General features: G+C 49.7%; 12 protein-coding genes and 1 riboswitch. Of the genes, 2 read left to right on the top strand and 10 right to left on the bottom strand.

All coding sequences use genetic code 11. The features are described from left to right. Positions 1 to 56: 56 nt before the first annotated feature. From ADU22_RS03815 to ADU22_RS24555, 6 genes are all read right to left on the bottom strand, one after another. Positions 57 to 1,562, bottom strand: a complete 1,506-nt coding sequence (locus ADU22_RS03815) for a tripartite tricarboxylate transporter permease (protein ID WP_053360988.1) — start codon at positions 1,560 to 1,562, stop codon at positions 57 to 59. A 21-nt stretch (positions 1,563 to 1,583) separates the two neighbouring features. Beyond that, the gene (locus ADU22_RS03820) at positions 1,584 to 2,033 is read right to left on the bottom strand and encodes a tripartite tricarboxylate transporter TctB family protein (RefSeq protein ID WP_053360989.1); all 450 of its coding nucleotides are present in this window, start codon (positions 2,031 to 2,033) and stop codon (positions 1,584 to 1,586) included. A gap of 14 nt (positions 2,034 to 2,047) precedes the next feature. Beyond that, complete coding sequence (locus ADU22_RS03825; RefSeq protein WP_053360990.1) at positions 2,048 to 3,025, bottom strand: tripartite tricarboxylate transporter substrate binding protein; 978 nt, start codon at positions 3,023 to 3,025, stop codon at positions 2,048 to 2,050. Positions 3,026 to 3,548: 523 nt separating this feature from the next. Next, positions 3,549 to 4,229: a response regulator gene (locus ADU22_RS03830; RefSeq protein WP_231687841.1), complete on the bottom strand. Its 681-nt coding sequence runs from the start codon at positions 4,227 to 4,229 to the stop codon at positions 3,549 to 3,551. Then, positions 4,216 to 5,823, bottom strand: a complete 1,608-nt coding sequence (locus ADU22_RS03835; RefSeq protein WP_053360991.1) for a sensor histidine kinase — start codon at positions 5,821 to 5,823, stop codon at positions 4,216 to 4,218. The genes ADU22_RS03830 and ADU22_RS03835 overlap by 14 nt, the downstream gene beginning before the upstream one ends. Before the next feature lie 128 nt (positions 5,824 to 5,951). After that, complete coding sequence (locus ADU22_RS24555) at positions 5,952 to 6,209, bottom strand: hypothetical protein (protein WP_156324312.1); 258 nt, start codon at positions 6,207 to 6,209, stop codon at positions 5,952 to 5,954. Positions 6,210 to 6,307: 98 nt separating this feature from the next. Here ADU22_RS24555 and ADU22_RS24560 point away from each other — a divergent pair, with 98 nt between their 5' ends. Continuing rightward, on the top strand, positions 6,308 to 6,481 hold the full coding sequence (locus ADU22_RS24560; protein WP_156324313.1) for a hypothetical protein: 174 nt from the start codon (positions 6,308 to 6,310) through the stop codon (positions 6,479 to 6,481). A gap of 102 nt (positions 6,482 to 6,583) precedes the next feature. Here ADU22_RS24560 and ADU22_RS03840 read toward each other — a convergent pair whose 3' ends face one another. The 4 genes from ADU22_RS03840 to ADU22_RS03855 form a co-directional block, all read right to left on the bottom strand. Next, positions 6,584 to 7,846 carry a cation:dicarboxylate symporter family transporter gene (locus ADU22_RS03840; RefSeq protein ID WP_053360992.1) on the bottom strand — a complete coding sequence of 421 codons (1,263 nt, stop codon included), beginning with the start codon at positions 7,844 to 7,846 and terminating at the stop codon, positions 6,584 to 6,586. A 123-nt stretch (positions 7,847 to 7,969) separates the two neighbouring features. Beyond that, positions 7,970 to 8,120, bottom strand: a riboswitch (cyclic di-AMP (ydaO/yuaA leader). A gap of 236 nt (positions 8,121 to 8,356) precedes the next feature. Further along, a complete protein-coding gene (locus tag ADU22_RS03845) occupies positions 8,357 to 9,742 on the bottom strand; it encodes an L-cystine transporter (RefSeq protein WP_053360993.1) in 1,386 nt (461 codons plus the stop codon). A 415-nt stretch (positions 9,743 to 10,157) separates the two neighbouring features. Continuing rightward, on the bottom strand, positions 10,158 to 11,636 hold the full coding sequence (locus tag ADU22_RS03850) for an efflux RND transporter periplasmic adaptor subunit (RefSeq protein WP_053360994.1): 1,479 nt from the start codon (positions 11,634 to 11,636) through the stop codon (positions 10,158 to 10,160). Between the two features lie 16 nt (positions 11,637 to 11,652). Then, positions 11,653 to 12,315, bottom strand: coding sequence for a hypothetical protein (locus ADU22_RS03855; RefSeq protein WP_053360995.1), 663 nt, complete (start codon positions 12,313 to 12,315; stop codon positions 11,653 to 11,655). A gap of 390 nt (positions 12,316 to 12,705) precedes the next feature. Between ADU22_RS03855 and ADU22_RS03860 the strand changes: the two genes are divergently transcribed. After that, positions 12,706 to 14,331 carry an SWIM zinc finger family protein gene (locus ADU22_RS03860; RefSeq protein ID WP_053360996.1) on the top strand — a complete coding sequence of 542 codons (1,626 nt, stop codon included), beginning with the start codon at positions 12,706 to 12,708 and terminating at the stop codon, positions 14,329 to 14,331. Positions 14,332 to 14,487 lie beyond the last annotated feature (156 nt).

Here is a 14,487-nt window from a genome sequence, read left to right on the forward strand (position 1 = left end):
CTTCTTAAAGCAGGAAAGTCCACCATTGGTGCTGGTGGACTCTACCTTTCATAAGGCTAAGCAGACATGGCATCGTCATTGCCGTCATTTTGTTTCTTTTTAAGCAGTTTGATGAGCAATGGATAACAGAGGGACAGCACCGTGATGACGATCAGGGCAATGGAAATGCCGGATGAGAAGAAAATGCCCAGGCTGCCGTTTGAAGAGGTCAGCGCCATCCTGAAATTCTGTTCCATGTCTCCCCCGACAATGATGGCCAGCACGAGCGGCGCAATCGGAAAGTCCATCATCTTCATGAACAGCCCAATGATGCCAAATAATAAGAGCAGGAAAAAGTCCATCGTGCTGTAGCTTAGAGTGTACGTACCGATAAATGCCAGCATGATGATGATTGGGTAGAGTACCTTTGCCGGTGTATCCAGGACTTTGACCAACAGGCCGACCAGCAGGATGTTCATGATCACAAGCGCTACATTTCCGATGAACATCGAGTTGATGAACGCCCATACCATGCCCGGGTCATTTTCGAACAGCATCGGCCCAGGCCTTACCCCAAGCATGATCAAAGCTCCGAGCATGACAGCGGTGGTGCCTGAACCAGGGATCCCCATCGTCAAAAGCGGGATCATCGCACCTACGGAGGCGGCATTATTAGAGGACTCCGGAGCGGCCAAGCCTTCGACGGCCCCATTCCCAAATTCCTCCGGCTTTTTCGACAGCTGCTTTTCGGTTGAATAACTGATCATCGACGCAATCGAGCCGCCAGCTCCCGGCAGGACACCGACGAGGAAACCGAGCGGGGCACTGCGGAGAATCGGCCATTTCGACCGCTTCCACTGGTCCTTTGTAAACCAGATTTTCCCCATTTTTTGCTTTTCTTTCATCTTTTTATCAATGCTCAAATAGTTGTAAAACACTTCGCCGACCGCATAGACCCCGATGATGACAATCAGGAATTCGATTCCTTCGCTCAAGTGCGGAATATCCATTGTAAAACGGTGGATCCCTGTCTGCGGGTCAATGCCGATGGTTGCGATCAAGAGTCCAAGGCTCATCGCGATGAACCCTTTGACCATCTTGCCGATCGACAGCGAGACAATCGCGGACAGCGTCAGCAGCATGAGCAGGAAATACTCGGCCGGCCCGAATTTCAGCGCGAAGTTGGCCAATGGTTCTGCCAGGAAGACAAAACCGAATGTGGCGAGGATGCCGCCGATGAAGGAGGCGACCGCCGAGATGGCCATCGCCTGCCCGGCCTGTCCTTTCTGGGCCATCGGGTAGCCATCAAACGTCGCGGCAATCGCCGATCCGTCCCCCGGCGTGTTCAAGAGGATCGAGCTTCTGGACCCGCCATACATCGCGCCATAATAGATGGCCGCCATGAGGATGATGGCAGAAGTCGGATCCATTCCAAATGTCACCGGAATGAGGACGGCCACCGCGGTTGCCGGTCCCAGTCCGGGAAGCATGCCCACGATCGTGCCTAAAAATCCACCAATCACAATCCAAAAAATATTCATGGGCTCCAATACGGTATCAAGCCCTTGCAAGAATGCTTCCATGTTGCCTGGCCACCTCCTTTCCTATGGTAAACTTACTCCTAATAATTGACTAAAGCCGTACCAGGTGATGAAGGAAAAGACGAAGGTCACAATCAGGTTGACCAGCCACTTTTTCACTCCGTTCACGTAAAACAACAGTCCCCCCAGGTAGATAATGGTGGAGATGAAAAATCCCAGGGTTTCGAAAATAAAGGCGTACAACACTCCAAGAGCGATGGTGACTCCGATCAGCTTCAAGGTCCTGCCCTCGAAGAGCGCTTTGACTTTTTCGTTCTCCTCATTCAATGTTTTCAACTCTTTTAAAAAGTAGATCAAGGAGAGGACCAGCATAAGAATGCTCAGGCCAATCGGAAAATACAATGGTCCATTGGCATTTCCCAGGTTGGCCCTGGGAATCGAAAAGGAGCTGATCAGAAAAGTGAGAGCGATGAGAATCATCGCAATCGGCATTCCAAGCTTAACGGCTTTCATCCACATTCACTCCTTTATTGAACGAGCCCGGATTCGTCAATCAGGTCTGTATACAATTTCTCTTGTTCTGCCATGAATTCTTTCGTTTTGCTGCTATTTTGATAGAAATCTTCCCAGTCGTTGTTTTCCAGCAATTCCTTCCACTCTTCCGTTTCGGCCATGGCTGCAAGTTTCTCATCCCAATACTTGACTTCTTCCTCGGTCATATCCGGCGGCCCCATGATTCCTCTCCAGTGCGGGAACACCATGTCGATTCCTTCTTCCTGCAGGGTAGGCACTTCTTCAAGCTCTTCCTGCCTCTCGTCCGCAGACAGCACCAAAATTTTCAGCTTCCCAGCCAGATGCTGTTCCTTCACTTCCGATAAGGAGGTCGTAATCGCATCCACATGCTTTCCTAACAGAGCCGTGACCACATCTCCGCCCCCGCCATCATAGACAAGGAAATTCAAGTCTCTTGCATTGATGTCTTTGAGGCCGGCCGCCTGGACGAATGATAAGTGGTCATTATTCCCTAATCCCGGCCCTAAGCCGACTTTAACGGATTTCGGATCCTTTTTTATCTGATCCATCAGCGCATTGATGTCTTCATAAGGAGAATCAACTGGTACCGCGATGGCCAGCCATTCTGTTGCAAGTGTGGCCAAAGGCGTGAAATCCTTATAGGTGAGCTTGCTTTGCCCGAGCAGGTTATTGGTTAAAAGCAAACTAGAGTTCACCGAGAGATTATGGGAGTCCTTTTTGGAAAGGTAGTTCCACCCTACTTCTCCCCCGCCGCCAGGCTTGTTGATGACATTAATATTGTTTTCTACTAGTTTCGTATCTTTTAAAATCCTCTGGACAGAACGGGCCGTCAGATCCCATCCGCCGCCAGGGGCTGCCGGGGCCACGATTTCAATATTTTTCTTCGGGTATTCCGCATCGGTTGCCGACTTTGCTGAAGAACAGGCGGACAGCAGCAATGCAGATAATAAGATAAGGCCAAGTTTTTTCATGTTTCCACTCCCTTTATAGTGTAATTCTGAATTTATTGTAATTTTGAAAATGAGTTATGTAAACGTTTGCAAAAATAAGTGTTTTAAGAATTTAAATATCTATTTTGTTCATTGTGTTCATTTGTTACAGAGTTCACATTCGTATTATCAAAAAGGCTCTGTTATTATTCATTGTTGATTCCGATATAGGCATGAAGATTATCCATTGTTGATTCCCATAGGGGCATGAAAATTATTCATTGTTGATTCCCATAAAGGCATGAAAATTATTAAGGGGAGAATTTCCGGTTATTGTACGCAGAGGCACCTTAAGAAACAGAAATAAGGGGAGAAATTTCCCTTATCTTCTCAAATGAAGCCAAAATTCATGATTCTGATCCCTTTAACCGGAAAAACTCCTCTTATTTTAAGGGAAATATGGATATTTCCCGAATTAACCGGACTTTCTCCCTTTATTTTTTGAATGAGAGTGAAATCAACCTTCAGCTATTAAAAAAGGAAAGACAGTTTCCTGCTTTCCCTCCTATTCTTTTATATGATAATTCCGTTCCGGCCGGCCGACCACGCCATATTCCTGCTCGACGTAGGCCTGGTTGGTGCTCACCAAGTATTCAAGGTACCTTCTCGCCGTCGTCCTGGAGGCCCCCATCTTTTCGCCAACCTTATCCGCTGGCAGTCCGCCGGCATTCTCTTTCAGGATTTTGCTCACTTTTTTCAGCGTCAGATAATCGATTCCAGCCGGAAGGTCCTGCTTGTCTTCTTTTGCCTCAAAGCCGCCAAAAAGGCGGTTAACCACTTCCTGGTTGACTTCGGGCAGGGAGTCCAGGAGCTTCTTGGTTTGCTTATACTTTTCCATCGTCTCCACAAAGGTTTCCATCGTGACTGGCTTGATCAAATAATGCTGGACCCCGAATTTAAGCGCTTTGTTCAGATGCTCTTTATCTGTGGCGGCTGTGATTAAGATGATATCGATATCAGAATGCTTTTCGCGGATTTCCATTAACAGGTCCGTGCCCAGCCTGTCCGGCATATACACATCCAGCAGCAGCAAGTCAGCCTTATGTTCGCTGAGCAGGTTCAATGTTTCCTTGGCATTCAGCGCCTTTCCCACAAGCTCCATTCCTTTCACCTGGCGCAAATATTCCTCGTGTATTTGGGCAATCCGGAAATCGTCCTCCGCGATGATGACCTTAATGTTTTCCACTTGAATTCCCCCCCTTAGGCAAATAAACGGTAAAAACGGTTCCCTTGCCTTCCTTGCTATTAAACTCAATGCTTCCGCCCAGGGCTTCCACTTCATCCTGGACATTTCCGAGCCCATATCCCCTGTTTTCCCCTTTTAAAGAAAAGCCCTTTTGAAAAATATGTGGAGCATTTTCCTCACTGATGCCCTTGCCTGTATCCACCACCTCAAAGATGACATCATGGCCGATATCGGTGACAAAGAAAGAGACCTCCCTCTTCTCCCGGCCCTTTACGGCCTCGAACGCATTGTTGAGAAGATTTCCCAGAATAATGATCAAAGAGGAAAGCTCGATTCTTTTCGGAAGCTCCTCCAGCGAGCTTTCCGGATCGATTTCAAATTCAATTTTCTTCTCCGACGCCTGGGCGATTTTCCCGAGCAGGATGGCCTGGACTTTCTCATCTCTTATTTTGGAAAAGAGTACATCATCTTCCATCGTTTGAATATGGGTCTCGCTTTTGATAAAATCAATCGCTTCTTCCTTCTTATTCAACTGCAGCAGCCCAAGGATCGCGTACATTTTATTGCTGAATTCATGAGCCTGGGCCCTAAGGTCATCGGAATACTGCCGAACCTCGGACAGCGCGTCGATCATCTGCTTGATTTCCGTCCGGTCCCGGAAGCTGGCGACCATCCCAATCCTCCTGTTTCCTTCCTGGATTGGCTGGGTGCTGATGATCATGATTCTTTCTTTATACTGAATTTCAATGTTGGATTGCTTTTCAAAGGTCCCAAGGACCCCCAACAGTTCATTGCATCCAATCACATCCGATAACAGACGGCCTCTAGTGGGCTTTTCGATTTCGAGCAGCTCCTTTGCCGAGGAATTCATCATCGTGATGATTCCTTTTTCATCCACCGCCAGGATTCCTTCCCTCACGGACTGGAGGATGGCGCTGCGTTCCCGGTACAGCGCGGCAATTTCATAGGGTTCAAGATTCAGAGTGTCCCTGCGGATGCTGTTTGCCAGCAAATAGCTTCCAAAGATGCCAATCAGCAGGATGAGAGCGGACGCCAGCAGCCCTTTTTCGATATCTTTCCAAATACCAAGGTAAATGGCCTTCATATCATACAGGACGACGACAGTGCCCTCTACTTTTTTATACTCTCCATAATCCACCATGATTGGTACAACCGCTTTCAAAACCTGCGTCCCGCTTTCCCTTGTCTGGAAAACATAGTAGCTTCCATAGATCAGCGCTTTATAATGATCAGGACTGTGCAGCCGCTTATACCGCCGCTCCTCATCGGTATTGGCAAACACATTGTTCTGGCGGTCCAGGAAAAACACGGTCAGCGGTTCGTTCCGGTGCTTGACCTGTTCGACCAATATATCAATTTCATCTCCCTCTCCGCTTTTAAAATAATCATGGAGGACAGGCATGTACGAATACGTTTTAGCCGACATCAAAGTCAGCTCCTTCGCCTTCACGATATCATCACTCAGCTTAAGGAAAATGAAGATGGACGACAGCGTAAAGATAATAAACACCATCAGCAAAATAACCAAACTCAGGATTTTCACCTTCAAGGAAACCCTTACAAACTTTTTCATACACAATCCCCAATTGCTGTTTAAATGAAAGTCTTTCTCTATTTTAATCCATTGATGGCAATATTCAAAATTTAGTTGGATGATTTAAAACTATGAAGCTTGGAACCTTGTTTTGAAAGATTAGTGACTCATTTTATTGAAACAGGCTCGCTGAGTGGCCTTGGGTTTGTGGAAATAGGTGATTTTGGTTTTGGAACTTGCTTGTGGAGGGGGAAATTGGGGTTGGACGCACTTCCCCAGCCCCCGGGTTGGGGGATTGCATCATTTCTTGTCGTTATTGCATCGATTATTGTGTGGATTGCATCAATTATTGAAGTTATTGCATCGATTACTGGCCGGATTGCATAAACCTGTGTCCAGCTTGTGACGGCGGGTCCATGTTGCATTGCCAGATTCACCTTAAGAAGCTCTGAACCTTGTTTTAAAAGATTAATGACCTATTTTTATCAAACCAGGCTCTCTGCGGGGCCTGGGGTTGGAGGAAATGGGTCATTTTGGGTTTGAACTTGCTTGCGGAAGGGGAAATCGGGGGTTGAGCACACTTCCCCAGGCCCCGGGTTGGGGGATTGCATCAATTATCTTTGGAATTGCTTCAATTATTGAGTGGATTGCATCAATTATTGAAGTTATTGCATCAATTATTGCCTGGATTGCATAAACCTGTGTCCGGCCTGTGAACAGCGCGCCCTCCTTCAATCACCCAACAAAAAAACACCAGCAAATAGGCCGATCACCTATTTGCTGGTGTGTCTCGTTTAGATTATGAAGCTTTTTGTACCAGTCTTTCTTTTAATGGAGGGTTGAATTGTCCTTCCCATTTGGCGACAACAATGGCGGCCAGGGAGTTTCCGACGACGTTCACGGCGGTGCGTCCCATGTCAAGAATACGGTCGATTCCGGCAATAAAAGCTAGTCCTTCCGGAGGCAATCCAATCGTGCTGAAGGTAGCGAGGAGCACGACGAAGGATACACCCGGCACTCCTGCCATTCCTTTCGATGTCACCATCAACACCAGCATCAGCGTAATCTGCTGTCCGATGCTTAGCTCGATGCCAAACATTTGGGCAATGAACAAGGAAGCAATCGCCTGATATAATACAGAACCATCCAGGTTAAACGAGTAGCCTGTCGGGATGACGAAAGAGGCAATGTGTTTCGGACTGCCCGCTTTCTCCATCTTGTCCATGATTCGTGGAAGCACGGTTTCCGAACTTGCTGTCGAAAAGGCCAAAAGCAGCTCTTCTTTGATCATCTTCAATAGATTGAAGATGCTGAATCCAACAAGCTTGGCCGTCAGCCCCAGCACGACAACCACAAAGAAAATCATCGTTCCGTATACGGTTATAGCCAGCTTGCCTAATGGAATCAGCGAGGCGAACCCATACTTGGAAATCGTCACACCAATTAACGCAAATACGCCAATTGGCGCATACTTCATGAATAGGTTTGTTACATAGAACATCGCTTTGGCAATGCCTTCGAAAAATCGCAGTGCTGGTTTTCCCGTCTCGCCGATTGCGGCAATACCAAGGCCCAAGACAACAGCAAAGAAGATGATCGCCAGCATATCGCCTTCAACCATTGCCTGTATCGGGTTTGTAGGCACAATATGCAAAAGCGTATCGGCTATCGATTTGCCTTCCTGCTCTTCATTTGTCTGCACATAGCTTGAAATGTCGCTCTGCTGCAGGCTGTCCATGTTCAGGCCGGCACCAGGCTGGAAGATATTAGCCGATATGAGGCCGACCATGATGGCGACCATTGTCATGCCAATAAAATAAGTCAATGATTTGCTGCCGAGCTTCCCAACGGATTTTATATCTCCTACTCCGGCGATGGCGACAATAATCGTTGAGAGGACAATCGGAACAACGATCATTTTAATCATCCGGATAAACAGATCGCCCATCGGCTGCAACACATTTTGAGCGGTTTCATTTCCGTAGAAAATGCCGCCCACGACAATCCCTAAAATAAGGCCAATAAAAATTTGATTGGCTAAACTTAATTTGAATTTTTTCATAAAACACCCTACCTTTCTGTTAGTAAATAATATGTGTGCTTAGGCAAGGAAAAGAGAGATGATCCAGGAGCAAAATGAAAATTGACAATACAATGATTGTCAATTCAATCTTTTCATATTCTCTTATGTTTCCTTAAATGCTTACGAGGTTAGCTTTCGGGTTGGGACGATGGAAACAGCAAGCCCCTCCGTCATTTGGATTCACCCCAAGCGGAAACTCCGCCGTCTGGATTGGGTCCCCCGTTCTTAAAATAAGATTCAGCATGTGAATTATGACTTATTTATTATATTATTAGAAAAATAATCTTGTAAATAGTAAGTATTCCCCAGCTTTCATCCAGCATTTCCTAGTGCCTTCAGCAGCAGAAAGCCCGCCTTTTTTGTGATGAAATTAATTTTCTGAAATAATATTTATTTTGTGATTCTCTTCCACTGCCAACGAAGAAATTCCCATTGCACAAAAAAGCCTGCCCCGCGGATTACTGCGGGACAGGCTTTATTTTTACCAGATTAAGCTTCGGCTGCAATTTCCTTCTCGTCGTAGACGTTCTTGTCGAAGTCTCCGTTGATCCGGCTGGTGAGGACACCGGTGGTCATGCCGCCGCTTACGTTCAGGGCGGTACGGCCCATGTCGATGAGCGGCTCGACGGAAATCAAGAGTCCAACGATGGCGAGCGGCAGGTCCATGACCGAAAGGACGATCAGGGAAGCGAACGTCGCTCCGCCGCCGACTCCTGCAACACCGAAGGAAGAGATCATGACGACCACGATCAGCGTCAGGATGAACGCCGGGCTAAGCGGGTCGATGCCGACCGTCGGCGCAACCATCACCGCGAGCATCGCCGGATAGATGCCGGCGCAGCCATTTTGGCCGATGCTCAGGGAGAATGGTCCCGCGAAGTTGGCGACGCCATCGGAAACGCCAAGGTCCTTTGTCTGTGCTTTAATATTCAAAGGCAGCGTGCCGGCGCTTGAGCGTGAAGTGAACGCAAACAGCAGGGCCGGGAAGCCTTTTTTCACGTATTGGACCGGGTTGAGCCCCGCCATGGCCAATAGCACCAAGTGAACAATGAACATCAAAATCAGGGCTACATAAGATGCGATGACAAACTTGCCGAGTGCGATGACCGCCTCGTAATTGCTCGTTGCCGCCACTTTGGCGATCAGCGCGAGAATTCCGTACGGAGTCAGGCGCAGCACAAGCGTGACGATGCGCATGATGATCGCGTACAGGGAGTCGATGATTTTCGCAAAGGTCTCTGCCTGTTCAGGCTGCTTGCGTCTCACCCCAAGATAGGCGACGCCAAGGAAAGCGGCAAAGATGACGACCGCAATCGTCGAGGTCGGCCGCGCGCCAGTCAGGTCAGCGAACGGGTTGCTTGGAATCATCTGCAGAAGCTGCTGCGGAATCGTCATGCCTTCCACTTGAGTAACGCGGTCGGTGAGTTCCGCATTGCGGCTCGCTTCCGCTTCCCCTTCTGTCAGCTGGACGCCGTCAAGGCCGAAGCCGACAGTAGCCCCGATTCCAATCGCGGCTGAAATCGCCGTGGTTCCGAGCAAAATCCCGATAACCAGGAAAGCGATTTTCCCAATGTTTTTCGTCAGCTTCATTTTAGTGAAGGCACCGACGATTGAAATGAACACAAGCGGCATGACGACCATCTGCAGAAGGCGCACATAGCCGGTACCGAAGATGCTGTACCAGTCCATTGTCGTGGTTGTGACTTCCGAGTCAATGCCATACAGCAAATGAATCAGGTAACCAAGCACTATCCCCATTCCGAGCGCCGTGAACACCCGCTTCGAAAAGGAAACATGTTTTTTTTGCATAAAGAACAATACAGCCGCAAGTCCAAGCAGGACAGCGACATTAATGATGATAAAAAGTGTATCCATAGAGTTCCCCCCTAGTAGTTTCTTCTTATAAAAGTATATTAGATTACCTACAGAAGATTACCCCGGGAATACCAATCTGTCAAGTCGGATTTGTTTTTTTGTAGAACGCTCTGTTATAGCTGGATGAATGTTGATTTCACTCGCATTCAAAAAATAAAGGGAAAAATTCCGGTTAATTCGGGAAATATCCATATTTCCCTTAAAATAAGAGGAGTTTTTCCGGTTATAGGGATTAAAATCATGAATTTTGCCTACTTTTGTGAAGATAAGGGAAATTTCTCCCCTTATTTCTGCTTCTTAAGGTGCCTCTGCGTACAATAACCGGAAATTCTCCCCTTATTGCCTCTATGGGGATCAACATTGAATAATAAACAGAAAAAAAGCCGCCGGTCTCGGGACGATCGGCGGCTGGCTCTTATCTTTTGGAAAAGCCAACACCAATGAATTTCAGGACATCGACCGGTTTTTCACTTTTAAAAGAGGCAAGTGTCAGGTTCCTGCTTTTGAGCGGCGTGACAAAGCGGTGTTTGTTCCGGGCCACCTGGTCCGGGTTGGCGATGAGAAGCTCACCAGGGTTCAGCCCCTCCTGGATATGGACCCTGCTCCCCACTTCAAGGCCCTTCGTGATGCTGCGGCGCTCGATTTTTCCGCCAGGGGTGATCACATACACGTGGCTGCCTGCAAGTTCCTCCGTCGAAGCCGTGACTGCGTTCGTCACTTCGTCCGTGACGACGGTCACCTGGACATGGCTGCCAAGGACCACCTGGGCATCGGCAGAGTTCAGCTGGTAATTGGCATCGTTTTGGTTCGTGCCTGTATCGCCATTATTTTCAGTGTCTTCGTTGGTTTCGAGGTCGGTATCTTCTGTTGTTGTTTCGAGGTCAGTCTCCTCGGTTGTCTCGATGTCGGTGTCCTCGACGGTCTCGAAACTGGTGTCATCGGTTTCGTTGGTAGATCCATCGTCTGCCCCGGTTTCATCGGACTGGCCTTCCCCAACCACTTCCTCGCCGTCCTCCATCAGCAGCGCGTCCGGATTGATTTCGATTTCAAACGGAAACACGCTTTCCTTTTTCACATGCGGGTCGGACTCCGGATAGGCGGACACCGAGGTCAGCGTGCCTTCGAGCTTGTCTTTAAGCAGATTGGAGGTGATATAGGCGCGCATGCCCGATTGCAGCTGGGTGAGGTCGTGCTCCGTCACGCTGCCTTTCACCTTCGGGGTGTCGGAGATGATCGTCATCACCGGGTTGCCAAGCTTGTAGTCGATGTCCTTGACGAAACCGCTCACGGCGCTGCCAACATCAAGCTGAGACGTTTCGTTCAGGGTGGAAATGCGATCCTCGTACTCGTCAATTTCCTGCAAGACTTGCGTGCGCTCGCGCTCTCTGTCGTAGATTTCCTTTTCAATCGTCACTTCGACGAGGGTGCCCGATGTGCCGGAGGTCGTGCTGCCGCTCACCGGCACGGAGCCCCCCGTGGCGGACGCGGAAACGCTCTTCAGGTATTTCAGCTGCTGGATCTGTTCGTCAATCAGCGCCAGTTCGCGGTTGAGCTGCAGCTTCTCGCTCTGCAGCCTGTCGCTGTCGGCATCGATCCGTTCGGACGTATATTCATAGAGCGGCGTGCCTTCGGTGACAGCGTCGCCTTTTTTCACCAGAAAGCCCTTGAACCCGCCCTGCTCGGGATTGTAATAGACCGGATGCTCTTCCGCCGGGACGACCACGCCCTCGGTTTCGAACGTCTTCGTCAGGTTCTCGGTTGCGGCCTGTGTCCAGTTCGTAATGAACGATGTGCGGTTGACCGGACTGTCTTTATCCAGGGTCAAAAACACATTGACCGACAGAAACAGGAGAGTGGTTCCGGCGATGATGGCTGTCTTTTTCTTGATTCTCATTCTGGTCACCTGCCTGCTAAATAATTTTCTCGAACTGGATGATGGAAAACAGCGCATTGAACAGCCAGTACATCACGTTCAGCCCGATGACCAGCCCGAGCACGTGCGCGCGCGGCTTTTCGGTCAGGGACTGCACATAAATATACTGAATATAGATGGCCCACAGTTTAAAAATGGTGATACTGGCAAGAAAGTTAATAAGAAAAGAGTTGCCTGTGAGCACCTGGGCGATCGGGCCGAGCGAAAACGGCGACGATTCAGCCGGCACTCCGAGGAGAAACGAAGTCGGGATGAACAGAAGCTGCTCCAGCAAGAGGATGAGCAGCACCATCATCTGCACGACGACGAAACGGTCGAGGTCGATATCGGTCATGCTCCAGAACCAGAGCGCGGACAGGTAGATGATCGCCGCACCGTAAAACAGGCCGCGGAGGATCTGCCCGATGATGAACAAGGCTTTGTGCATTTCCAATTCAGCCGGCCTCAGGTCGGTCAGCCTCGCCGATATGTATTCAGAACCAAGGCCGAAAAAGGCGCTCAGCCCAAACACAAAGCCGCTCAGCAAAATGAGCAGCAGCGCCTGCCTCCACACCCTGCCGACATCTTCGGTCTGTTTCAGTTCATATGTAAAATAATCCGGGTGGCGCAGGCCGCGGACGAGCCTTGTCTGATACATCATTATGTTATCCCCCATGTAACTGTCTCTATTTTTAAAATCAACGGACTCTTATACCCCGTTTTCCTTAACGATAAACCAAATGCTGGAACCTGTCATCTGGAATGTTGGTAACCGGGGATGTGGCCAAGGATTGTGAATGTGGTTAAAGACTGCCCCCCATAGAACCGGTTGTGAAATTAGTTAAAGCCTAGCCCCATAAAACCGGTATGTGAAGGTCGTTACAATATGTATTCTTCCAATGCGATGGAAAATCCTTTTTGTATTTTGTAAAAGAAATATGAATCTCACTTCCCCTCCTCTTGCAGCGGCTTTTGCGGTATAATAAAGAAATATGGATTTTTCTTGGAAGCGGCCGTTTGGCCTTTTTATAGAGGTAAAGGAGGTATGGACATGGCGATGGTTCCCGGTACGCAAGTGAAGATGAAGGAAGCGGCGGCGCTGCTGAAAACCAGGCTCCGCCCCGAATCGGAGGAGGACCAGAAGGTGGTCCAGAAAGGGCTGATGCTCTATCGCCAGGGAATGGTCCATCATTTGAAATATGTGGGCGGCTCGATTTGGGCGTCGGTCCAGGATGTGACGCCGGTCAGGGTCTACCTGAGTTTCCCCGACCCGGAGGACAGCTCCTGCACCTGCCCGGCTTACGGCTTTTGCCGCCACCGGATGGCTGCGTTCTTCCAGGCGTACGCCGAGATTGGCAGCGTCGCCGACTGGGTGGATGAATGGCGCCGGCCGGCGAAGGAGAGCCTGCAGGCGGAAGAGTGGGGCTTGCAGAAAGCGAAGGAACTGATGAAAAGTGCATCTGGACACGGAAAAGGCTATACGCTGTGGACGAACAATTTTACCCGGAGCTTTAACGAGATTATGCTTGGCCAGGGCAAGCCGAACCCGTATGTGATCGCCAGCCTGCTGCAAACGTATTTGCGCGGCGTCCGGGCGGGAGCGCCCTCAAGTCCTGAGTGGCGGACGCTTTATGAGCTGATCGGCCGGATTTACGGTTTTAAGCAGCTGGCGGCTCTGAGCGAGGAGCTGGAGCATAACGGCTCGACAGTGAACCGCTATTACCGCTATCTGTTCGACAGCCTTGAGGATGAGATTGATGATGGCATCCACTCCCTGTCTGTCAACTCGATGCCGTTTGATTTTGACGAATATATCGAGGCGCTGAAGGACGAGTCGGCGGAGTTGATTGATACGGCCGACCTGTTCGAATATGAGCGGGCGAATTTGTACCGGATGCTCTGGTCGGGGCTGTTCAAGCAAAACAGCTGGCGCGAGGAAGAACGTGAGCGGCTGGAGGCTTTCGGCGATGGCAAGCGGACGATGGCCGAGGATGTTGCGCTCGCGCATCATTATTATTTGGCAAGGCGGGACCGGGAGTTGTTTGATTTCCTGAAAAAGCTGGACGGCACGCCGCTGTCGTTTCTGTTTTACTGGCTTGAGGATCTGGGGCGCCAGGGCGAAAACGCCCGGCTTGGTGCCTATATCGAATACATGGCTGGGCAGATGCGCCCGACGCTGGCTTCGATGCAGAACCACCAGCAGGCGCGTGACTTTACGAGGCTCGCGCTGCGCACGGCCGCGCCGTATTTCCGGCACGGCGGCCGCGAGGAATTGTACGAGAAGCTCTTGAACGCCTCCCTCCCCTACAGCTACATCGAGTATGAAGATTATTTATTCGAAAAAGGCTCGTATGAAAAATGGGGCGAGCTATTCACATATACAAGCTTTGAGCATTTCACCGTGCCGAATGACAAGGTGAAGGTGCTGCAGAAGGAAGCGCCCGAGGTGTTGCTGCCGCTGCTCCACCAGGCCGCGGACGGGCTGATTCTCCAGAAGAACCGCAGCGCCTACAAGCAGGCGGTCCGCATACTGAAAAAACTGCGCGCCGCCTATAAAAAACTGAAGCGCACCCCCGAGTGGGAGGCCTATTTTGACAAACTGCTTGAGAAGAACAAAAGGCTGCGCGCGTTCCATGCTGAGTGTGTGCGCGGGAAGCTGATTGTGGAGAAGGAGTAGAGGTGGAGGACCACTTCTCCGTGAAAGGAAGGAATTCGGGCCTCCATCGGGGGTATGGACGACCTTTTTTCCGGGAAAAGTCGAATTCTGGGCCTCCATACAGGCTATGGACGACCTCTTTTCCTTGAAATGAAGGAATTGGGTCCTCCCATTTAC

It is taken from the genome of Bacillus sp. FJAT-27251, from assembly GCF_001273925.1.
Taxonomy (GTDB): Bacteria; Bacillota; Bacilli; order Bacillales; family Cytobacillaceae; genus Mesobacillus_B.

Bases quoted from the DNA above. Each gene is read 5' to 3' on its own strand.
- ADU22_RS03815 (WP_053360988.1), bottom strand. From the start codon at position 1,562: ATGGAAGCATTCTTGCAAGGGCTTGATACCGTATTGGAGCCCATGAAT.
- ADU22_RS03820 (WP_053360989.1), bottom strand. From the start codon at position 2,033: ATGAAAGCCGTTAAGCTTGGAATGCCGATTGCGATGATTCTCATCGCT.
- ADU22_RS03825 (WP_053360990.1), bottom strand. From the start codon at position 3,025: ATGAAAAAACTTGGCCTTATCTTATTATCTGCATTGCTGCTGTCCGCC.
- ADU22_RS03835 (WP_053360991.1), bottom strand. From the start codon at position 5,823: ATGAAAAAGTTTGTAAGGGTTTCCTTGAAGGTGAAAATCCTGAGTTTG.
- ADU22_RS24555 (WP_156324312.1), bottom strand. From the start codon at position 6,209: ATGCAACATGGACCCGCCGTCACAAGCTGGACACAGGTTTATGCAATC.
- ADU22_RS24560 (WP_156324313.1), top strand. From the start codon at position 6,308: ATGGGTCATTTTGGGTTTGAACTTGCTTGCGGAAGGGGAAATCGGGGG.
- ADU22_RS03840 (WP_053360992.1), bottom strand. From the start codon at position 7,846: ATGAAAAAATTCAAATTAAGTTTAGCCAATCAAATTTTTATTGGCCTT.
- ADU22_RS03845 (WP_053360993.1), bottom strand. From the start codon at position 9,742: ATGGATACACTTTTTATCATCATTAATGTCGCTGTCCTGCTTGGACTT.
- ADU22_RS03850 (WP_053360994.1), bottom strand. From the start codon at position 11,636: ATGAGAATCAAGAAAAAGACAGCCATCATCGCCGGAACCACTCTCCTG.
- ADU22_RS03855 (WP_053360995.1), bottom strand. From the start codon at position 12,315: ATGATGTATCAGACAAGGCTCGTCCGCGGCCTGCGCCACCCGGATTAT.
- ADU22_RS03860 (WP_053360996.1), top strand. From the start codon at position 12,706: ATGGCGATGGTTCCCGGTACGCAAGTGAAGATGAAGGAAGCGGCGGCG.